The following is a 21,024-nucleotide window of genomic DNA, read 5'->3' as shown; positions in this document are numbered from 1 at the left end:
GCGCCGGGACCCATAACCCCAGGGAGCTGATTGGCGAAGACTCGTCGTTCGGTACGGCTACCTCTAGAATCGAGAGATCACGCGGTATGGGTCCCGGCGTTCGCCGGGACGACACCGTTGTTGTAGTTGGCGGCGATCCAGCTCATCCGCAGTCCCTCACGAATTCCTCCGCGTCGCATTCGTGGCAATCGCCGCCGCCGCCGTCCGGTTCTCCACGCCGAGCTTCGCGTAGATCTGCTCCAGATGCTTGTCGACGGTGCGCGGGCTCAATCCCAGGATCTGCGCGATGTCGCGATTGGTCTTGCCCTTGCTGAGCCAGGCCAGCACCTCGCCCTCGCGGGTGGTGAGGCCGAGCTCGCTGGTGAACTCCGGCGGCAGCGCGGTGCCCGACTCCTTGGACAGTCGCAGCAGGAACTCGTTCGGCGCGATCTCGCCCATGTAATAGAAGCGAAGCTGCGGATTGTCGGGCAGTGACGCGGCTTGCGACTTCGCGCTGCCCTTGCCTTTCGCCTGCTCCAGCCATTGCAGCAGGGACGGCGGTAGCACGAAGTCGTCGGCCTGGGCGCCGTGATGGTCGGCCAGCAGCTTTTGCGCCTGCGGCGTCGCCCACAGGATGTGGCCCTGGCGGTTGACCGCGAACAGGAAGCGGCCGGAGACGTCGAGCGCGGTGCGCGCGCTCTGGGTCAGTCGCGCATTGCCGAGATGGACGCGGATGCGCGCCAGCATCTCCTCGATCACGATCGGCTTTGTCACGTAGTCGACCCCGCCGGCTTCCAGCCCGCGCACGATGTGCTCGGTCTCGGCCAGGCCCGTCATGAAGATCACGGGGACATTGGCCAGGCCCGCGTCGCGCTTGAGCCGCCGGCACGTCTCGAAGCCGTCCAGCCCGGGCATCACGGCGTCGAGCAGCACGATGTCGGGCGTGATCTGGTCGACGATGCGCATCGCGCTCGCGCCGTCGAGCGCGACCATTACCGTCATCCCGGCGCCGTCAAGCGCGTCGGTGAGCAGCCGCAGCGTTTCGGGAGAGTCGTCGACAACGAGCGCGACGTCGCGCTTTTTCGGCTCAATGCTCATAAGCATGCAGTGTTTTCAATGTTGTCATGTATTTATCGAGATCGAAGCGATCGACCAGCGATCGCATCTCCGCGACGAAGTCGGCATGCTCGGGGTGCTCGCTGCCGATCTCGTCCAGCTTCAGCTGAATCGCCTTGACGTAGCCGATCTGGCCGAGCCCGATCAGCGCCTCGATGTGTCGGACCGGCGGCCGCGAGCCGCCGTCTGGCCGCCACAGTGGCACGACGATGTCGTCGGAGCCGTATTGCCATTCGATCTTGAGCAACTGGCGAACGGTCTCCAGCAGCCGCGGAATGTCGATCGGCTTCATCAGATAACCGTCGTGGAAGGGCTGTGCGAGCGGTGCGCCGTGTGCCTCCAGCGCGCTCGCCGACACCATCAGGATGCGGGCCTGATGGTGACCGTCGGCGCGCAGTTGTTCCGCCACGGTCCAGCCGTCCATGCCTGGCATCGAGATGTCGAGCAGGAACAGATCGGGCCGGCAATGCTGCGCCAGCGCGAGACAGCCCGGGCCGTCGGTGGCGCTCAGCAAGATGAAACCGAGCGGCGTCAGGACCTCACGCAGGAGATCGCGATGCACCGGGTCGTCGTCAGTGATGAGGATGGTCTTGCGCGCACCATGATAGCCGGAGACCGGCGCCTCCACCGGCGCGATGCGCCTGGGGTTGCTGACCTCCGATAGCAGCATCTTCACCTTGAACGTACTGCCGCGCCCGACGGTGCTGGCAACCTTGATGTCGCCGCCCATCACGCCGGCCAGCAGCCGGCTGATGGTGAGCCCGAGGCCCGTACCCGTTTGCGGCTGCGAGACCCCGAGCGCGCCGCGCTCGAACGGCGCGAAAATGCGTTCGAGATCGTCGCCCTGGATGCCGGGTCCGGTGTCGATCACCTCGAACTCGGCGACCGGGCTGCGGTAATGTACGACGAACTGGACGCTGCCGGTCTGCGTGAACTTGATGGCATTGGAGAGGAGATTGATCAGCACCTGCCGCAGCCGCTTCTCGTCGGCATAGACCACCGTCGGCAATGTCGCCGGCCGCCGGAACACGAAGTCGATGCCTTTGGCACCGGCCTGGAGACGGAACATGCCGACGAGCTGATCGAGGAACTCACTCAGGCGGACCTCGTCACGGGAGAGATAAAGCCGTCCCGCCTCGATCTTGGAGATATCCAGAATACCGTCGATCAGGCCGGAGAGATGATCGGCACTGCGGCGGACGACGCGGACCTGATCGCGCGGCTTGGTGTTGAGCGTTGCGTCCTGCTCGAGCAGTTGCGCGTAGCCGCTGATCGCGTTGAGTGGCGAGCGCAACTCATGGCTCAGCCCTACTACGTAGCGGCTCTTGGCGAGATTGGCGGACTCGGCAACTTCCTTGGCGCGCTGGAGCTCGGCATCGGTGCGCTTGTGCGCGTCGATCTCCTGGATCAGCAGCGCCGTCTGCCGCCGTGTCTCGGCCTCCGCTGCGCGGCGGCTCTGCTGCGCCAGCACGAACAGCCAGGCGACCACGCCGATGATGATGCTGAGCGAGAAGAACACCTTCCACAGCACGTTGGAGACGAGCGAATTCTCGCCATGCACGCTCGCCGAGGTCTGCAGATAGATCAGCCCAAGCACCAATGCGACGAGGCCGGCGGAGACCACGAACACGCCGATATAGTGCCCGAACTGCGAATTGATGCGCGCGTAGATCGGTTGCGGCAGGATCTTGCCGAGTGCGTCCGAGAATTGCACCTGCGCCCGCGCATGCGGTTTGCAGAGGTCGTGGCAGCGTGCATCGAGCGAGCAGCACAGGGAGCAGATCGGGCCGGCGTAAGCGGGACAGGACGTCATGTCCTCCGGCTCGAAACTGTGCTCGCAGATACAGCACTGGATCGCCTCGATGGTGGCCCAGCTCCGCTTCGGCTTGCGTGCGATATAGAATTTGCCGTCGGTCAGCCACGCGATGATCGGCGCGGTGACGAAGGCCACCGTCAGCGCGACGAAGGCGGCGAGCGCCTTCATGGTCGGGCCGAACAGGCCGTAGAACGCTGCGATCGAGACGATGATCGCGAGTGTCATCGCGCCGACGCCGACCGGGTTGATGTCGTAGAGATGCGCCCGCTTGAATTCCATTTGCGGCGGACGAAGCCCGAGCGGCTTGTTGATCACGAGGTCGGATACCAGCGCGCCGACCCAGGCAATCGCGACGTTGGAGTAGAGCGCGAGCGTCTGTTCCAGCGCCTTGTAGACGCCGATCTCCATCAGCAGCAGCGCCACCATCACGTTGAACACCAGCCAGACCACACGCCCGGGATGACTGTGTGTCAGGCGCGAGAAGAAGTTCGACCAGGCGATCGAGCCGGCATAGGCGTTGGTGACGTTGATCTTGATCTGCGACAGCACCACGAAGAAGCCGGTCAGCGCCAGCGCGAGGTCCGGGTCCGACAGCACGTAGCGAAAGGCCACGAGATACATGTGGGCGGGCTCGGCCGCCTCTTCGGGCGGCACGCCGTGGCTCAGCGCGAAGAAGGCGAGGAACGAGCCGGCCAGCAGCTTCAGCGCACCGAGCACGATCCACCCCGGCCCGGCGCTCATCAGGGCGATCCACCACGACGCCCTGGAGGTGCGGCGGTCGCGCGGCAGAAATCGCAGGAAGTCGACCTGCTCGCCGATCTGCGCCACCAGCGAGAACACCACGGAGGACGCGACACCGAACAGCAGCAGATCGAAATGGCCGCCGAGGTCGCCGTGCTCGCCGGCGAATTTGTGCCATTCCGTGAAGGAGTGCGGGCTGGCCCACGCGATCGCGGCGAAGGGCAGGATGTGCAGGACGATCCAGAGCGGCTGTGTCCAGAGCTGGAAGCGGCTGATCAGCGTGATGCCGTAGGTCACGAGCGGGATGATCGCGACGGCGCTGATGAGGTAGCCGATCGGACGGGGGATCCCTAAGCACATCTCCAGCGCGGTCGCCAGGATCACCGCCTCGACTGCAAAAAAGATGAACGTGAAGGAGGCGTAGATCAGCGAGGTGACGGTTGAGCCGATATAGCCGAAACCCGCACCGCGTGTGAGCAGGTCAATGTCGATGCCGCATTTGGCTGCATAATAGGCAATCGGCACGCCGCAGAAGAAGATGATGGTGGAGACGACGAGGATCGCGGCGGCGGCGTTGGTGACGCCGTAATTGAGGGTGATGGTGCCGCCGATCGCCTCCAGCACCAGGAAGGAGATGGCGCCGATGGCGGTATTGGCGACGCGCGCGGCGGACCAGCGTCGCGCGCTCTTGGCGGTGAAGCGCAGCGCGTAGTCTTCCAGCGTCTGGTTGGCGACCCATTGATTGTACTGGCGCCTGACGCGGTCTATTCGCTGCCGCCCTGCCACTTACACCCCACTCCCGAACTCGTCCGAACCTCTCGCGACCTCGCAAATCCCGTACCAAAAGCCTACGTCGGTATTTTGCGGTGCAGTATACGCGATCTTGCGTATGCTTGCGGTGCACAAATTCGAGCCATCCTCACGGCACCAATCGCGTGTCCTCGAACAAACAGTGGGGTGCTCATGTCAGACGAAACCAACAAGGGCCTGTTGTCGCCGCTCCGGCGCAAACTATTGATGGGAATGGCGGCCGTCCCGGCTATCACGATGCTGCCGCGGGCGTCTTTCGCGCAGACCCCGGCGACCTCGGCGGTCAACACCACCGGCCTCGCTGTCACCGACACCGAGGTGACGGTCGGCATCCTGCACTCGGCGACCGGCACCATGGCCATCTCCGAAACCGGCTCGATCGAAGCCGAAAAGCTCGCCATCGAGCAGATCAATGCCGCCGGCGGCGTGCTCGGTCGCAAGATCAAGTTCATCCAGGAAGACGGCGCCAGCGACTGGCCGACCTTTGCGGAGAAGGCCAAGAAGCTGCTGGTCAACGACAAGGTCGCGGCGATCATGGGTTGCTGGACCTCGGCCTCGCGCAAGGCGGTGCTGCCGGTCGTCGAGCAGTACAACGGCATGCTCTATTACCCGACCTTCTATGAAGGCCTCGAGCAGTCCAAGAACGTGATCTACACCGGCCAGGAAGCGACCCAGCAGATTCTCGCCGGCCTGAACTGGATCGCCAAGGAGAAGGGCGCGAAGACGTTCTTCTTCATCGGCTCCGACTACATCTGGCCGCGCACCTCCAACAAGATCGCGCGCAAGCACGTCGAGAACGTGCTGAAGGGCAAGGTCGTCGGCGAGGAATATTATCCGCTCGGCAACACCCAGTTCAATTCGGTCATCAACAAGATCAAGCTGACCAAGCCCGACGTGATCTTCACCGACGTCGTCGGCGGCTCCAACGTCGCCTTCTACAAGCAGCTCAAGGCCGCCGGCATCGACCTCTCCAAGCAGGCGTTGCTGACGATCTCGGTCACCGAAGACGAAATTGACGGCATCGGCGGTGAGAACATCGCGGGCGCCTATGCCTGCATGAAGTACTTCCAGTCGCTCGACAATCCGAACAACAAGGCCTTCGTGCCCGCGTTCAAGAAGATGTGGGGCGAGAAGACCGTGATCGGAGACGTCACCCAGGCTGCCTATCTCGGCCCGTGGCTGTGGAAGTTGACGGTCGAGAAGGCCGGCTCCTTCGACGTCGACAAGATCGCGGCGGCTTCGCCCGGCGTCGAGTTCAAGGGCGCGCCGGAAGGCTATGTGCGCATCCACGAAAACCATCACCTCTGGTCGAAGACCCGCGTGGGACGCGCCAAGCTCGATGGTCAGTTCGAGTTGATCTACGAGACCGCCGATCTCGTCGAGCCGGATCCGTTCCCGAAGGGCTACCAGTAAGAAGCGCGGCGATCGCCGCTCTCTCCGTAAAGCTCAAGCCTCTCCCTGGCGTGGATTGCAACTCCACGCCCAAGACCCCCGCGTCGCGAATTCGCTCGCGACGCGGGACCTCATCCCTGACGGAGGACATCGATGTTCGGCGACTACTCGCTTGGTGACCTTGGCTCCATCTTCGTCATGCAGGGCTTTGCAGGACTGATCCTGTTCTCTGTCTATGTGCTGATGGCGCTCGGTCTTGCGATCATCTTCGGCCAGATGGGCGTCATCAACATGGCCCATGGCGAGTTCATGATCCTCGGGGCCTACGTCACCTGGATGACCTCGAATTTTTTCCAGACCTACTTGCCGAGCCTGTTCAGCGGCTACTTCTTCCTCGCGATGATCCTCGCCTTTGTCGCATCAGGTGCGCTGGGAATGCTGGTGGAATGGGTGCTGATACGGCACCTCTACAAGCGTCCGCTTGATACGCTGCTTGCGACCTGGGGCCTCAGCCTGATGCTGCAGCAGGCCTATCGCTCCGTGTTCGGCGCGCGTGAGGTCGGTGTCGAGTTGCCGCAATGGATGCTCGGCTCGCTGCACGTCACCGACAGCATCGAAGTCCCGATCAACGGCGTCTTCGTGATGTGCCTCACCGTGCTGATCACGATCAGCGTCGCTTATGTCATGTACAAATCGCGCTGGGGGCGCCAGGTGCGCGCGGTGGTGCAGAACCGCATCATGGCCGGCGCCGTCGGTATCAACACCGAAAAAGTCGACCGCTACACATTTGGTCTCGGTTGCGGCATCGCCGGCGTCGCCGGCAGCGCCTTCACCATGATCGGCTCGACCGGTCCGACCTCCGGACAGCTCTACATCGTCGACACGTTCCTGGTGGTCGTGTTCGGCGGCGCCGCGAGCCTGATCGGTACCATCGCCTCGGCCTTCTCGATCTCGCAGACGCAATCCACCCTCGAGTTCTTCATGTCGGGCTCGATGGCCAAGGTGCTGACGCTGCTCGCCGTTGTCGGAATCCTGATGCTGCGGCCGCAAGGGCTGTTCGCCCTCAAGGTCCGCAAGTGAGAAATAGAGGCTGATGCAATGACCGACAATCGGTTCTTCAATCGATCGGAGCTCATCGGAATTCTGGTGCTCGCGGTCTTCCTGGTGGTGGTGCTGCCGCTCACGCTCGATGTCTTCAGGCTCAATCTGGTCGCGAAATATCTGACCTATGCCTTCGTCGCGCTCGGGCTGGTGATCTGCTGGGGCTATGGCGGCATTCTCAGCCTCGGACAGGGCGTGTTCTTCGGTCTCGGCGGCTACTGCATGGCGATGTTCCTCAAGCTCGAGGCATCGAGCGTGGAGAACACCAAGATCCAGTCGACCCCCGGCATTCCGGATTTCATGGACTGGAATCAGATCACGGCGCTGCCGCTGTTCTGGAAGCCCTTCAACAGCCTCACCTTCACCATCGCCGCCATCATCCTGGTGCCCGGCATCTTCGCCCTGATCATCGGTACCGCGATGTTCAAGCGCCGCGTCGGCGGCACCTATTTCGCGATCATCACCCAGGCGGTCGCGGCGATCCTCACCATCCTGATCGTGGGCCAGCAGGGCTACACCGGCGGCATCAACGGCATGACCGACCTGCGTACCTTGAAGGGTTGGGATATCCGGCCCGATCACGCCAAAGTCGTGCTGTACTTCTTCGAGGTCGGATGCCTGTTCGTCTGCATCATGATCGCGCAGTTCGTCCGACACTCCAAGCTCGGGCGTATTCTGGTGGCGATGCGCGAGAAGGAGGACCGGGTCCGCTTCTCCGGCTACAGCGTCGCGAACTTCAAGATCTTCGCCTTCTGCATCGCCGCCGTGTTCGCCGCGATCGGCGGCGCGATGTTCGCGCTCAATGTCGGCTTCATGTCGCCGTCCTTCGTCGGCATCGTGCCGTCGATCGAAATGGTGATCTACACCGCGGTCGGTGGCCGGTTGTCGATCCTCGGCGCCATCTACGGCACGCTGCTGGTCAATTTCGCCAAGACCAGCCTGTCGGAAACGTTCCCCGAATTATGGCTGTTCGGCCTCGGCGGCTTGTTCATCGCCGTTGTGCTCGCATTCCCGAACGGCCTTGCCGGGATCTGGGGCGACTATGTGCAGCCGCGCATCGATCGCCTGATCTCGTCGCGCAAACCCAAACCCGAAGGCTGGACCGATAGCTCGGTTGCCGACGGCGCCCCTGCGGAATGAGGAGATAGATCATGCTCGTAGGTCATCAGCCCAAGGAATTCCTGCTCGCTGTCGAAGCATTGACCGTCTCTTTCGACGGGTTCAAGGCGGTCAACGATCTCTCCTTCTACGTCGACGAGAACGAGATCCGCGTCATCATCGGTCCGAACGGCGCCGGCAAGACTACGGTGCTCGACCTGATCTGCGGCAAGACCAAAGCGACATCAGGCTCGATCCAGTTCCGCGGCAAGGAGCTGACGCGGATGAAGGAGAACGAGATCGTCAAGACCGGCGTCGGCCGCAAATTCCAGAACCCGTCGATCTACGACGATCTCACGGTGTTCGAGAATCTGGAGATCTCCTATCCGCGCGGACGCTCGGTGTTCGGTGCGCTGACCTTCACCCGCGACGCCGCCGTGCGCGACCGGGTACACGAGGTCGCCGAGATGATCTTCCTGAAGGATCGGCTGAACATGAGCGCCGACCTGCTCAGTCACGGCCAGAAGCAATGGCTCGAGATCGGCATGCTGCTGATCCAGGATCCGGACCTGCTGATGCTCGACGAGCCGGTCGCCGGCATGAGCGTGTCGGAGCGAACCAAGACCGCGGAGCTGCTCAACCGCATCATCAAGAACCGGTCGGTGCTGGTGATCGAGCACGACATGAAGTTCGTCGAGGACATCGCGCACAAGGTCACCGTGCTGCACCAGGGCCAGATCCTCTCGGAGGGGACGATGGAGAAGGTGCAGAACGATCCCAAGGTCATTGAAGTGTACCTCGGTCACTAGCGCATGATCCCGGAAAGTGGCGTCCGGTTTCCGGACAAGATCACGCGCAAGAAATAAGGAGCGGCGCATGTTGGCTATTTCGGATCTCCACGTCGCCTACGGCCAGAGCGAGGTGCTGCACGGGCTCAACGTCAAGGTCGCGCCCAACGAGATCGTTGCGATCATGGGCCGCAACGGCATGGGCAAGACCACGCTGATGAAATCGCTGATGGGCATCCTCCCGGCAAAAAGCGGCTCGGTGACCATGGACGGCGCCGAGCTCGGCGGCCTGCCGAGCTATGAACGCGTCGCCAAGGGCCTCGCTTATGTCCCCCAGGGCCGCATGATCTTCTCCACCATGACGGTGAAGGAGAACATCGAGACCGGGCTCGTCGTTTCCGGCGGCTCCGAGGTGCCAAACGATATCTACGAGCTGTTTCCGGTTCTGCTGGAGATGAAGGGCCGCCGTGGCGGCAATCTCTCCGGCGGTCAGCAGCAGCAGCTGGCGATCGCCCGCGCGCTCGCAACCAAACCGAAGGTGCTGCTGCTCGACGAGCCGACCGAAGGCATCCAGCCGTCGATCATCAAGGATATGGCGCGGACGCTCAAGCGCATCCGCGACGAAAAGGGCCTGTCGATCGTCGTGTCCGAGCAGGTTCTGAGCTTCGCGCTCGATATCGCCGACCGCGTGCTGGTCATCGAGAACGGCGCGATCGTGCGCGATGACCCGCGCGACAGCGTCGATGCCGCGCAGGTCTCGAAATATCTGTCCGTCTAACCAACCGTAGTAAAGGGGAGCATCTCGATGCCAGAGACACTGATCAAGGTCGATCTCACCAAGTCGGCTTACGAAAATGACATGGTGCACAACCGCTGGCACCCCGACATCCCGATCGTGGCCTGGGTCAATCCCGGCGACGATTTCATCATCGAGACCTATGACTGGACCGGCGGCTTCATCAAGAACAATGATTCCGCCGATGACGTGCGCGACATCGATCTCTCGATCGTGCACTTCCTCTCCGGTCCGATCGGCGTCAAGGGCGCCGAGCCCGGCGACCTCCTGGTGGTTGACCTGCTCGACGTCGGTCCGATGAAGGAGAGCCTCTGGGGTTTCAACGGCTTCTTCTCCAAGCAGAACGGCGGCGGCTTCCTCACCGATCACTTCCCGCTGGCGCAGAAGTCGATCTGGGACATCAAGGGCCTCTACACCTCATCGCGCCACGTGCCCGGCGTGAACTTCGCGGGTCTCATCCATCCCGGCCTGATCGGCTGCCTGCCCGATCCGAAGATGCTGGAGACCTGGAACAAACGCGAGGCCGAGCTGATCTCGACCAACCCGACCCGCGTGCCGGGCCTGGCGAATCCCCCATTTGCGGCGACCGCGCATGGCGGCCGCGCCAAGGGCGATGCGAAGGCCAAGATCGGCGCGGAAGGTGCGCGCACCGTGCCGCCGCGCGAGCATGGCGGCAATTGCGACATCAAGGATCTCTCCCGCGGCTCAAAAATCTACTTCCCGGTCTATGTGCCCGGCGCCGGTCTCTCGATGGGCGACCTGCATTTCAGCCAGGGCGACGGCGAGATCACCTTCTGCGGCGCGATCGAGATGGCCGGCTGGCTGCATCTCAAGGTCGAGGTGATCAAGGACGGCATGTCGAAATACGGCATCAAGAATCCGATCTTCAAGCCGTCGCCGATCACGCCGAACTACAAGGACTATCTGATCTTCGAAGGCATCTCGGTCGACGAGGCCGGCAAGCAGCATTATCTCGACGTCCACATCGCCTATCGACAGGCCTGCCTCAATGCCATCGAGTATCTGAAGAAGTTCGGCTACTCCGGCGCCCAGGCCTATTCGATCCTCGGCACCGCGCCGTGCCAGGGCCACATCTCCGGCGTGGTCGACGTGCCCAATGCCTGCGCCACGCTGTGGCTGCCGACCGAGATCTTCGACTTCGACGTGATGCCGTCGGCGGCGGGTCCCATCAAGCACATCACCGGCGATATCCAGATGCCGATCTCACCGGACAAATGACGCTGCTCTCCCTCTCCCCGTTCTTACGGGGAGAGGGTTGGGGTGAGGGGCCTCTCTCCACACGCGAGGTGGTCGCGGCTCCTGTACCCCCTCACCCGGATCGCAAGAGCGATCCGACCTCTCCCCGCAAGCGGGGAGAGGTGAAGCGGACATCAGCGCGAAGGGACAGAAGATGCCGGTCTATGAATATCTCTGTAACGATTGCGGTCCGTTCAAGGACCTGCGCCCGATGGCGGAATGCGACGATCCGCAGGACTGCCCGCATTGCGAAGTCTCATCGCCGCGCGTGATCCTGACCGCGCCGAATTTCTTCTGCATGCCGGCCGACAAGCGCAAGGCGCACGCCGTCAACGAACGCAGCACGCACGCGCCGCAAACGCTGGCGCAGTACAAGGCCTCGCACGGCCCGGGTTGCGGTTGCTGCTCCTCGGGCAAGACCGTGAAGGACAAGAACGGGGCGGACAGGAAGAAGCCGGCGCGGCTGGTGACCAAGACCAAGAGCGGCGCCAAGGGTTTCCCGACGGCGCGGCCATGGATGATCAGCCACTGACCTTCGCGACAATCTCAAACAAATAAAAGACAGGAGCGGCCCCAATGCTTCACGGCGATATTTCCAGCAGCAACGACACCGTCGGCGTCGCAGTGGTGAACTACAAGATGCCCCGCCTGCACACCAAGGCCGAGGTGCTCGACAACGCCCGCAAGATCGCCGACATGCTGGTGGGCATGAAGGCCGGCCTGCCCGGCATGGACCTGGTGATTTTCCCGGAATACTCCACGCAAGGCATCATGTACGACTCCAAGGAGATGTACGAGACGGCCTCTGCCGTGCCCGGTGAAGAGACCGCGATTTTCGCCGAAGCTTGTCGCAAGGCCAAGGTGTGGGGCGTGTTCTCGCTGACCGGCGAGCGCCACGAGGAGCATCCGCACAAGGCGCCCTACAACACCCTGATCCTGATGAACGACAAGGGTGAGATCGTGCAGAAGTATCGCAAGATCATGCCGTGGGTGCCGATCGAGGGCTGGTATCCAGGCAATTGCACCTATGTCTCCGAAGGCCCGAAGGGGATGAAGGTCAGCCTAATCATCTGCGACGATGGCAATTTTCCGGAGATCTGGCGCGACTGCGCCATGAAGGGCGCGGAGCTGATCGTGCGCTGCCAGGGCTACATGTACCCGGCCAAGGAGCAGCAGGTTCTGATTTCAAAGGCGATGGCGTGGGCCAACAATGTCTATGTCGCGGTCGCCAATGCCGCCGGCTTCGACGGCGTCTATTCCTATTTCGGCCACTCCGCGATCATCGGCTTCGACGGTCGAACGCTCGGCGAGTGCGGCGAGGAGGAGTACGGCATCCAATATGCCCAGCTCTCGAAGCATCTGATCCGCGATGCCCGCCGCAACGGCCAGTCGCAGAACCATCTCTACAAGCTGGTCCACCGTGGCTACACCGGCATGATCAATTCCGGTGAAAGCCCGCGCGGCGTCGCAGCCTGCCCCTATGATTTCTACAAGAACTGGATCGCCGATCCGGAAGGCACCCGCGACATGGTCGAGGCGATGACGCGCTCGACTGCGGGCACAGCCGAATGTCCGATCGACGGCATCCCGAACGAGGCTGCGCCGAGCAATTATTAGATCGCTCCAGCTTAGGCGTGTGAATGGCCGTACACATCGGCGGACATTCTGACGCAGTTTCGCGTGCCCGGGCCGGGAGCTGATCGTGTCAAAACGTGGCCCGGTTGCAACAACACGTGTCGAATCTGCTTAAGTTGCGGCGTCAGAGGCGGATTCTGACCCACCCGTAGTTCTACTGGCCACCCCCATGTTTTAGGTTCCCCACGGCGCCGCTGAGAGCGCCGTGAATGAGGGGCTGAAGGTGGGGGCTGGGTTGCCATCGAGCGGGCAGGGTTGCGCGCGCCGGAGCATTGCCGCGATTGGCGCGGCACTCTGGCTCGGTCTTGCCATGAGCGTGGCCGTTGTGGTGACCCCCGCGTCCGCCCAGCAGATCTTCAACGGATCGCAGACCACACCCAACGGTTCGGTCAACGGCGGCGGTGGCGTGTGGGACAACACCACGACCAACTGGACCGATTTCTTCGGCTCGACCAGCACGGCCTATGATCCCGCGTCGGCCGGCACGCTGTTCGGCAGCAGCGGTCCCTCGACGCCGGCGACGGGCGGCACCGTGACGGTCACGCCGGGCGGCGTGCAGCTCACCAGCCTCGTGGGCTTCGACCTCACCGGCGATGGCTCGATCTATACCATCCAGGGCGGTGACCTCAGGCTGGCCACGGGCGGCACCACCTTCTTCACCAATGATGTGACCGGTACCGGGGATCCCTCGGCCGTGATCGCGTCCCGCATCGTCGGTACCGGCGGCATCTCCGTACAGGGGCCCGGTTTCCTGACCTTGCTTGGCGCCAACACCTATACCGGCGACACGTTCATCTGCACCTGCGGCTCGCTGCAGCTTGGTGACGCGACCCATACCGCCAGCATCATCGGCGCCGTCACCAACGAGGGCTTCTTCAAGATCGTCAACGCCGACATGTCGGGTGTCACGTCGCTGTCGAACGCCTTCTCCGGCGTGACGATGTTTCTCAATGCGACGTCCGCCGGCACCATGGCGATCACCAACAACGGCCAGATCTATTTCGGTGATCCGACCGGGACCGGCACCCATACCGCGACGGCCGGACAGGCGACCATCACCAATGACGGCGGCTTGGTCGCCTTCTTTAGCCAGACCAATGCCGGCTCGGCCAGCATCACCAACCAGAACAGCGGCTCGACCGCGTTCATCGATCAATCCTCGGCGGGCTCGGCGACCATCGTCAACAAGGATTTTGGCGGCACGACCTTCGGCGCCGTGCCGGGAAGCACGGCGACCGCCGCTAATGCCACGATCATCAACGAAGCCAACGGCATCACCGATTTCGGTGCGTTCTCGACGGCCGGCAATGCCACGATCATCACAAAGAGCGGCGGCCAGACCTCGTTCTTCGACAATTCGACCGGCGGCAACGCGCGTTTCATCACCAGCGGTACCGGCATCGTCGATTTCGGCGGTAGCGTCGGCCTGAACGGCGACGGCCGCGTCACTGCCGGATCGATCCAAGGCAGCGGCTTCTATTACATCGGTGGTGGCAACACGCTCGTTGTCGGCGGCAACAATCTGTCGACCGAAGTCAGCGGTGTCATCGGCGATTTCAATCCCTGCGGCTGCGGTCCCGCGGGATCAGGCTCGCTCGAAAAAGTCGGTAGCGGAACGCTGGTCCTCTCCGGCACCAATACCTACACCGGCACGACGACCGTGATTGGCGGCATCCTGCGCGTCGATGGCGACATCTCGCAATCGAGCCTGACCACGGTGAATGCCGGAGCCGCGCTGTATGGCGCCGGCATCGTCGGCAACACACTTATCGCCAACGGCGGCATTTATGCGCCCGGCGACGGCGGGCCAGGCTCGAGCATGCAGGTCCAGGGCGATCTCACCCTTCAGCCCGGCTCGGTCTATGTTGTGCAAGTGGGTAGCGGATCCAGCACGAGCCACGCGCTCGTGGCCGGCAATGTTTCGCTGAGCGGCACCGTCGGCGTCTCGCTGTATCCCGGCAGCATGGTGAAGAAGCACTACGCGATCATGGACTTCTTCGGCACTGCCACCGGTAATTTTACGAGCGTTGCCGCGCCGGGTGGCCTCATCGGCACGACGACCGTCGGGTCGAACGAGGTCTTTCTCGATTTCACGCTGAACTACGGCGCGAAATACGCGCTCAACGTCAACCAGCAGAACGTTGCCACGACACTTCAGAACTTCTTCAACACCAATGGTGTCCTGCCGGCCGAATTCGCGGGCCTCGGTCCCGCCGGCCTCACGCAGGCCTCCGGTGAATCTGCAACGGGATCGCAGCAGACGACGTTCAACGCGATGAACCTGTTCATGAGCCTGTTGACCGACGTGTTCGGCTCGGGGCGCAGCGGCGAGAGCGGTGCGACGCCTTACGCCGACGAGACCAGTGCGACTGCCTACGCCGCATCAGGCAAGCGCCCCAGCGACGCCTTTGCCTCGATCTACCGCAAGGCGCCACCGCCGACATTCGAGCAGCGCTGGGATGTCTGGGCGGCCGGCTACGGCGGCTCGCAGACCACCGACGGTCGCACGGCACTCGGCTCCAGCAACACGACCAGCAGCGTCTACGGGACCGCGGTCGGCCTTGACTATCGCTTCTCGCCCTCGACGGTCGCGGGCTTCGCGCTCGCCGGCGGCGGCACCGGCTTCGGCGTCAACGGACTGGGCTGGGGCCACTCGGATCTGTTCCAGGCCGGCGCGTTCGTTCGCCACAATGCGGGGCCTGCCTATGTCACGGCCGCGCTGGCCTATGGCTGGCAGGATGTCACCACCAACCGCATCGTCACCGCGGCAGGCTCCGATCAGCTGCGGGCGCAATTCAATGCCAACGCCGTTTCAGGCCGTATCGAGGGCGGCTATCGCCAGGCAACGCCGTGGATCGGGCTGACGCCCTATGCCGCGCTCCAGGCCACGATGTTCAGCCTGCCGAGCTATTCGGAATTCGCGGTGGTCGGCAACAACACCTTCGCGCTCAACTATGCCGCCAAGGACGTGACCAGCACCCGCACCGAGCTCGGCCTGCGCGCCGACAGATCGTTTGCCGCAGCCGGTGGCGTGCTGACGCTGCGCGGCCGCGCCGCCTGGGCGCATGATTTCAATCCGGATCGCACGATCGGCGCGGTGTTCCAGACGCTGCCGGGATCGGCCTTCGTCGTGAACGGTGCCGCACTGGCGCGCGACTCCGCGCTGACGACGGCGTCGATACAGATGAACTGGATGAACGGCTGGTCCGCGTCGGCCACCTTCGAGGGCGAGTTCTCGAACGTCACGCGCTCCTACGCCGGCAAGGGCGTCGTGCGCTACACCTGGTAGGCTCTACCGCTTCGGCTGCGTTGGTTTGCGCGGCGGACGCGGAGCGGCAGCAGGCGTGGGCGTCCCGCTCATCTTGTTGGCGGCCTCGCTGACGTCGAGCAACGAGCGGCGCGTATCCTCGAGGAAGCTTGCCGATTTCTTCTTCATGGTGTTGGCGAGCTCGTGCAGCCCCTTCACCTTTTCGAACAACTCGTCGGCCTTGCCGTCGACGAAGCCGGGCACCACGCCCTCGATCTTGGTGACCGCCTTGTCGAAGCCGGCAAACGCATTGTCGACCTTGAGCATCACCGCGTCGATCTCGTCGCCCTTGCCCCTGAGGTCGCCGGTATAGTTTTCGAACGTGCGCAGGCCGTCCTTGATCGCCGGCGCGTTGCTGACGATCGTGCGATCGACGCTATGCAGCGTGTCGACGATGGATTCGGCATCGCTGAGATCGGCGGTCAACACGGGAATGCCGTCCGAGTCCAGCGGCACCGGCGGCGCGGACGGGGCGCCGCCGATCAGTGAGACTGCAGCGACACCGGTGAGGCCCTGGAACTCGATGCCGGCGACCGTGTCCTTGCGGATCGGCGCGGTGTTGTCGAGCGACACCAGCGCGACGACCTTGCGCGGACTGTCCAGCTTGATCGACAGGATCTGGCCGGCGGGTACGCCGTCGAAATTAACCGGGCCGCCGCGGCGCAGGCCGCTCGCGGAACCGCCTTCGAACACGACGCGCAACTGGCTGCGACTCTGGATGGCGCGCCATTTCTGCACGCCGAGCAGCCCGCCGAACGCCACGGCGATCACCGCCAGCGTCGTCGTTCCGATCACCAGATTGCTCGCGCGTGCCATAGGGTAGCGATTTTACGACCAAAGCGGGGAAGTTGGAAGGAGTCGCAATGGTAAGCAGGGCGGGTTAGCGAAGCGTAACCCGCCCTTTACTATCGACATTCGTACAAATCGGCGGATTACGCTGCGCCAATCCGCGCCTCAAGCGACATCAATGACCGGCCGCGCGTTTGGCCGCGGCATTGTTCAACACGATCAGCGCATCGACCGCGACGCCGGTTTTCGCATTGATCAGGAACGGATTGACGTCGATCGACGCGATCCGGTCGCCGGCATCCGCGATCAGATTGGACAGGCCGACCAGCGCCTTCACGGCCGAGGTCTCGTGCAATGCCGGCTTGCCGCGATAGCCGCGCATCTTGATGCCGGCCTTGGTGCGGCCGATCAGCAGCCGCGCCTCGGCCTCGTCCAGCGGTGCGCCAGCCAGCGCCACGTCCTTCATCAGCTCGATATCGATGCCGCCGGTGCCGAACAGCACGACCGGCCCCATCTCGGCGTCGAGCGACGCGCCGACCACGAGCTCGAGGTCGGCCTTGACCTGCTGCGCGATCAGGATGCCGTCGAGCCTTGGTTTGCCCTTCAGCTTCTTCACCCGCGCGGTGATGTCGGAAAAAGCCTTCTTCACCTCGGCTGCGCTGTTGAGGTTCAGCACCACGCCGCCGATATCGGATTTGTGCAGGATCTCGGCGCTGACGACTTTGGCCACCACCGGAAAGCCGATCTGCTTGGCGATCTTCACGGCGTCCGCCGCCGTCTGCGCGATTCCTTCCTTCGAGACCGGGATACCGTAGGCCTTCAGCAGCTTCTTCGAGGCGACCTCGTCGAGCGCTGCGCCGCTCGCTGATGCCAGCGCCTTCTCCAGCACGGCGCGCGCGGCGGGCTTCGAGCTCGAGACGATGTCGGGCACCTCTTTGCGCAGCCTGGCATAGGCGAGCAGCGATTTGATCGCGGTCACCGCGCGGTCCATGCCCTGCATCACCGCGAGGTGCGGCAGCGATTTGCGCAGGCCCTTGGTGAACTCGGTGAAGCCGATCGACATCGCGCTGATATAGATCACGGGCTTTGCCGCGCGGCTCGCCATCTCGTTGACGATGCGCAAATTGCGCTCGCGCTGCTCGTGCGGCACTTTTGGAAACTCGGCGTCGACGATGACGATGTCGATATCCGGGTCGTCGATCATCAGCTTGATCGACTTCATGTAGACGGAGGGATCGACCACCGCCGCAAAGCCGGCGTCGAGCGGATTGCCGACGATCGACCCCGGGCCGAGCATCTTGGCCAGTTCGCTGCCGACATGTGGACTGAGCGGCGCGAAATTCAGGCCCTCGGCATAGAAGGCGTCGAGCAGCATGCCGCGCTTGCCGCCAGACAGCGTGACTGCGGCGAGCCGGTCGCCCTTGGGCACGGCGGCGTGGACGAAGCATTCGGTGGTCTCGATCAATTCGTCGAGCCCGCCGACGCGGATCACGCCTTCGCGGGTTGCGATCGCGTCGAACGTCTCGATCGAGCCCGCCAGCGCACCGGTGTGCGCCATCGCTGCAGCGCGGCCGCCTTCCGATGATCCGAGCTTGAGCGCGATCACCGGCTTGCTCGCGGCGCGCGCGGCCTTGCAGGCATCGCGAAAGGCTTTGGTGTTACGCACGCCTTCGAGATAGACCACGATCACCTTGACGCTCGGATCTTCGGCGAAATAGCGCATCAGGTCGGGTGTCTCGAGCCCGGTTTCGTTGCCGGTCGTCACCATGTAGCCGACACCGACGCCGCGATCCTCCAGCGCCTGCCGGATTGCCATGACGATGGCGCCGGACTGGCCTGCGATCGCCACCGCGCCCTGTTCCATGGTGACGATGCGGTCGTCGATATTGGTGAAGAGTTTTTCGCCGGCGCTCAAATTGCCGAGGCAGTTCGGGCCGGTGACGGCGAGCCCGGTCTCACGCACGGCCCGTTGCAGCTCGGCGGCAAGCTTCTGGCTCTCCTCATCCTGCAGTTCGCTGAAACCCGACGTGACGATGGTGGCCGACCGCGCGCCGGCAGCAGCGGCGTCGCGGATCACCTGCACGGCAAAGCGCGCGGGCACCAGCACCAGAACGTGATCTGGCTTCTCGGGGAGGCTGGCAAAATCCTTGTAGCAGGGCACGCCCCAGATGGTTTCGCGCTTGGCGTTGACGGGATAGAGCCCGCCCTCGAAGCCATATCTGACCAGATTGTTCCAGATGCGCTCGGCGTAGTTGCCGGGCTTGTCGGTCGCGCCCACCAGCACGATGTTGCGCGGATGCAGCATGGCGTGGATGCCCTTGACGATGTCGCTGGCATCAGGGGGCGGCGACCATGAGCGGGCAGGAACCGACGCGGCAGAGACCTGTGCTTGAGCGACCTGCGCGTTAGAGATCCGGGCTTCCATGGCGTGACCTCACCTTTTGTTCTTCTTGGTGGCGCGTCACCTTGTTGTATGGCGAGTTGGGTGGAGTGGCAACCGGCAGGGCTGCATGCCGCCCGGCGGAATGCGCGGCGGATCGCAGGCGACGACGTCAATCGCCGGCTCGCATCTTGTCCGCGTCAGTATCGCAGGACCCCCAGCTTGTAGGCATAATGATAGGCCAGCTGCCGGACGAGATAAGGCGCGATGGCGCGCCGGATCTGCATCTGCGTCGGATCGAATCCGAGAACGCGGCGCCGCAAGATGCCCATCTCCCTGACGCCGATCGCGTAGGTCGCCGCCGTCTTCTGCGCGTCGTGAATACGGAAGCAGGACAGAAACCGCGGTAGCCGCGCGAACTTGAATCCGGCGGCTTGCGCCCGCAGGATGAAGTCCCAGTCCATCGCGTAGTGGAAGCTTTCGTCGATCGCACCAAGCTTGTCCCACACGCGCTTGCGCCAGAACATCGTCTCCTGCGGAATGTAGTCGGCATATCGCAGCACCTTGCCGTCATGGCGGGGCAACACGGCACGACCGACCTCGAGTCCTTCGCGATCGATGAAGATGCGGTTGCCGTAGACGATGTCGACATCGGGATGCGACATGAAATAGTTGACGACATGAGCGAGCGTTCCGGGCAGCAGCACGTCGTCGCTGTTGAGATAGGCCATGATCTCGCAGTCGACGCCGGCAAAGCCGAGATTGATGGCGTTGGACTGGCCCTTGTCCGGTTCGCTCCTCCAGCTGATGCTGTCGCTGCGGTTCTTCAGGAGATCGATCGTGCCGTCGATCGAGGCGCCGTCCTGCACGTGATAATAGAGGTTCGGATAGGCCTGGCTCAGAATGCTGTCGATCGTGGCGCCGAGATATTGCGCGTGATTGTAGCTTGGCGTGACCATCGCGATCCGCGGCGCTGTCGCAGGGATCGCGGGTGCGGAGTTGAACGCGTTCAGGTTGAGCATTCGCGCCGGATATTGTTCGAACGTCCACATCGGTGGACGCCGCCAGAGGCTGCGAAGCGAGGAGCGTCTCTGACCGGCCGCGACGAGATCCAGATTCCGTTCCAGCAGCGCGACGCGGTTTTCGAGCTGCTCCAATCGCTGGTCGAGACGCTGCCTAAACTCGTCGTCCATTTACCCCTTCTTCCCGCCCAGCTCGGCTGCAGAAATCGCTGGCCCTTCTATAGGTCTACGGCTGGCGGCACCAGTTCAGCGGTTCCAGCGAAGCTGGTTGTCGCATGCGCCAAGCATGGCTTGCGAGAGCTCGATCGATCCCGGATGGGCGCGATTGCGAACGGCTATTCACCATCCCCGATCAGGGTGGCATGCAGCAGATACCGTTCGGGGCCCGACGTGACGGCGTCGAACGGCCAGCACGTCGCAAGCACAAGCTCGAAATCCTGCGTTGCGGGATCGATGCCCGATGCGTCGAAACGCACGATCGCGGAGGAATCCGCGCGATAGCGAAAGCGTTTGCCGTCACTGCGTGTGACATCGATCACGTCACCAATGGCAACATCCCGCAGGAAGCGGAAATGTGTATCGCGATGGGCAGCATATACAGCAACGCCGCGCTCGCCGGCATCCACCGTTTGGTGGAGATGGCCCGGTCCGAAAGCAAGCGCCTGTCCGCTCGTGCCGTCCAGCACGATGGCGCTGGCGCCGATCCGCTTGACCTCGATCCGCGCCACCGGCCAGGTATCGGCCCAGGACCATGGCTTGACCGGCTGGCCGGTCGCAACACTCCGGTCGAACGCACGCACCAGGAGCATCTGCGCGAGCCACGCCTTGGCGTGGATGTAGGCGCCGTCGCCGAACAGGATGGCGCCGACCAACACGAGGGCCAGAGGGGAGACGAAGCGTGGCATTGGTCTCTCCACCGTCATTGCGAGCGCAGCGAAGCAATCCAGAGTCTTTCGGGGGAGGCAGTCTGGATTGCTTCGCTGCGCTCGCAATGGCG

General features: G+C 63.4%; 15 protein-coding genes. 9 read left to right on the top strand and 6 right to left on the bottom strand.

Annotated elements, in window-relative coordinates:
* Positions 1–156 precede the first annotated feature (156 nt).
* On the bottom strand, positions 157–1,083 hold the full coding sequence (locus NLM32_RS45130) for a response regulator (RefSeq protein WP_254135072.1): 927 nt from the start codon (positions 1,081–1,083) through the stop codon (positions 157–159).
* A complete protein-coding gene (locus NLM32_RS45125; protein ID WP_254135071.1) occupies positions 1,067–4,438 on the bottom strand; it encodes an ATP-binding protein in 3,372 nt (1,123 codons plus the stop codon). Before NLM32_RS45125 ends, NLM32_RS45130 begins: the two co-directional genes overlap by 17 nt.
* Before the next feature lie 177 nt (positions 4,439–4,615).
* Between NLM32_RS45125 and urtA the strand changes: the two genes are divergently transcribed.
* The 9 genes from urtA to NLM32_RS45080 all read left to right on the top strand — a co-directional run bounded on the left by urtA (position 4,616) and on the right by NLM32_RS45080 (position 15,818).
* Complete coding sequence (gene urtA / locus NLM32_RS45120; RefSeq protein WP_254135070.1) at positions 4,616–5,875, top strand: urea ABC transporter substrate-binding protein; 1,260 nt, start codon at positions 4,616–4,618, stop codon at positions 5,873–5,875.
* A 132-nt stretch (positions 5,876–6,007) separates the two neighbouring features.
* A complete protein-coding gene (urtB, locus tag NLM32_RS45115; RefSeq protein ID WP_254135069.1) occupies positions 6,008–6,934 on the top strand; it encodes an urea ABC transporter permease subunit UrtB in 927 nt (308 codons plus the stop codon).
* A gap of 18 nt (positions 6,935–6,952) precedes the next feature.
* Positions 6,953–8,095 (top strand): urea ABC transporter permease subunit UrtC, encoded by a 1,143-nt coding sequence (gene urtC / locus NLM32_RS45110; protein WP_254135068.1) that lies wholly within the window; start codon positions 6,953–6,955, stop codon positions 8,093–8,095.
* 11 nt (positions 8,096–8,106) lie between these two features.
* Entirely contained in the window at positions 8,107–8,862 is a 756-nt protein-coding gene (urtD, locus tag NLM32_RS45105; protein ID WP_027531396.1) for an urea ABC transporter ATP-binding protein UrtD, read from the top strand.
* A 67-nt stretch (positions 8,863–8,929) separates the two neighbouring features.
* Positions 8,930–9,619: an urea ABC transporter ATP-binding subunit UrtE gene (gene urtE, locus NLM32_RS45100; RefSeq protein WP_254135067.1), complete on the top strand. Its 690-nt coding sequence runs from the start codon at positions 8,930–8,932 to the stop codon at positions 9,617–9,619.
* Between the two features lie 27 nt (positions 9,620–9,646).
* A complete protein-coding gene (gene fmdA, locus NLM32_RS45095) occupies positions 9,647–10,876 on the top strand; it encodes a formamidase (RefSeq protein WP_254135066.1) in 1,230 nt (409 codons plus the stop codon).
* Positions 10,877–11,048: 172 nt separating this feature from the next.
* Positions 11,049–11,426: a zinc ribbon domain-containing protein gene (locus tag NLM32_RS45090; protein WP_254135065.1), complete on the top strand. Its 378-nt coding sequence runs from the start codon at positions 11,049–11,051 to the stop codon at positions 11,424–11,426.
* A 44-nt stretch (positions 11,427–11,470) separates the two neighbouring features.
* A complete protein-coding gene (locus NLM32_RS45085) occupies positions 11,471–12,511 on the top strand; it encodes an aliphatic amidase (protein ID WP_212241148.1) in 1,041 nt (346 codons plus the stop codon).
* 328 nt (positions 12,512–12,839) lie between these two features.
* Entirely contained in the window at positions 12,840–15,818 is a 2,979-nt protein-coding gene (locus NLM32_RS45080) for an autotransporter outer membrane beta-barrel domain-containing protein (RefSeq protein ID WP_256568674.1), read from the top strand.
* A 3-nt stretch (positions 15,819–15,821) separates the two neighbouring features.
* Here NLM32_RS45080 and NLM32_RS45075 read toward each other — a convergent pair whose 3' ends face one another.
* The 4 genes from NLM32_RS45075 to NLM32_RS45060 all read right to left on the bottom strand — a co-directional run bounded on the left by NLM32_RS45075 (position 15,822) and on the right by NLM32_RS45060 (position 20,932).
* Positions 15,822–16,652, bottom strand: a complete 831-nt coding sequence (locus NLM32_RS45075) for an MlaD family protein (protein WP_254135063.1) — start codon at positions 16,650–16,652, stop codon at positions 15,822–15,824.
* Between the two features lie 148 nt (positions 16,653–16,800).
* The gene (locus tag NLM32_RS45070; RefSeq protein ID WP_254135062.1) at positions 16,801–19,050 is read right to left on the bottom strand and encodes an acetate--CoA ligase family protein; all 2,250 of its coding nucleotides are present in this window, start codon (positions 19,048–19,050) and stop codon (positions 16,801–16,803) included.
* A 155-nt stretch (positions 19,051–19,205) separates the two neighbouring features.
* Complete coding sequence (locus NLM32_RS45065) at positions 19,206–20,198, bottom strand: glycosyltransferase family 2 protein (protein ID WP_254135061.1); 993 nt, start codon at positions 20,196–20,198, stop codon at positions 19,206–19,208.
* 164 nt (positions 20,199–20,362) lie between these two features.
* Positions 20,363–20,932 carry a class GN sortase gene (locus NLM32_RS45060; RefSeq protein WP_254135060.1) on the bottom strand — a complete coding sequence of 190 codons (570 nt, stop codon included), beginning with the start codon at positions 20,930–20,932 and terminating at the stop codon, positions 20,363–20,365.
* Positions 20,933–21,024 lie beyond the last annotated feature (92 nt).

Source organism: Bradyrhizobium sp. CCGUVB14, assembly GCF_024199935.1.
Taxonomy (GTDB): Bacteria; Pseudomonadota; Alphaproteobacteria; order Rhizobiales; family Xanthobacteraceae; genus Bradyrhizobium.
This window is presented reverse-complemented; position numbering and strand designations above follow the sequence as displayed.

Bases quoted from the DNA above. Each gene is read 5' to 3' on its own strand.
- NLM32_RS45130 (WP_254135072.1), bottom strand. From the start codon at position 1,083: ATGCTTATGAGCATTGAGCCGAAAAAGCGCGACGTCGCGCTCGTTGTC.
- urtA (WP_254135070.1), top strand. From the start codon at position 4,616: ATGTCAGACGAAACCAACAAGGGCCTGTTGTCGCCGCTCCGGCGCAAA.
- urtB (WP_254135069.1), top strand. From the start codon at position 6,008: ATGTTCGGCGACTACTCGCTTGGTGACCTTGGCTCCATCTTCGTCATG.
- urtC (WP_254135068.1), top strand. From the start codon at position 6,953: ATGACCGACAATCGGTTCTTCAATCGATCGGAGCTCATCGGAATTCTG.
- urtD (WP_027531396.1), top strand. From the start codon at position 8,107: ATGCTCGTAGGTCATCAGCCCAAGGAATTCCTGCTCGCTGTCGAAGCA.
- urtE (WP_254135067.1), top strand. From the start codon at position 8,930: ATGTTGGCTATTTCGGATCTCCACGTCGCCTACGGCCAGAGCGAGGTG.
- fmdA (WP_254135066.1), top strand. From the start codon at position 9,647: ATGCCAGAGACACTGATCAAGGTCGATCTCACCAAGTCGGCTTACGAA.
- NLM32_RS45090 (WP_254135065.1), top strand. From the start codon at position 11,049: ATGCCGGTCTATGAATATCTCTGTAACGATTGCGGTCCGTTCAAGGAC.
- NLM32_RS45085 (WP_212241148.1), top strand. From the start codon at position 11,471: ATGCTTCACGGCGATATTTCCAGCAGCAACGACACCGTCGGCGTCGCA.
- NLM32_RS45080 (WP_256568674.1), top strand. From the start codon at position 12,840: ATGAGCGTGGCCGTTGTGGTGACCCCCGCGTCCGCCCAGCAGATCTTC.
- NLM32_RS45075 (WP_254135063.1), bottom strand. From the start codon at position 16,652: ATGGCACGCGCGAGCAATCTGGTGATCGGAACGACGACGCTGGCGGTG.
- NLM32_RS45070 (WP_254135062.1), bottom strand. From the start codon at position 19,050: ATGGAAGCCCGGATCTCTAACGCGCAGGTCGCTCAAGCACAGGTCTCT.
- NLM32_RS45065 (WP_254135061.1), bottom strand. From the start codon at position 20,198: ATGGACGACGAGTTTAGGCAGCGTCTCGACCAGCGATTGGAGCAGCTC.
- NLM32_RS45060 (WP_254135060.1), bottom strand. From the start codon at position 20,932: ATGCCACGCTTCGTCTCCCCTCTGGCCCTCGTGTTGGTCGGCGCCATC.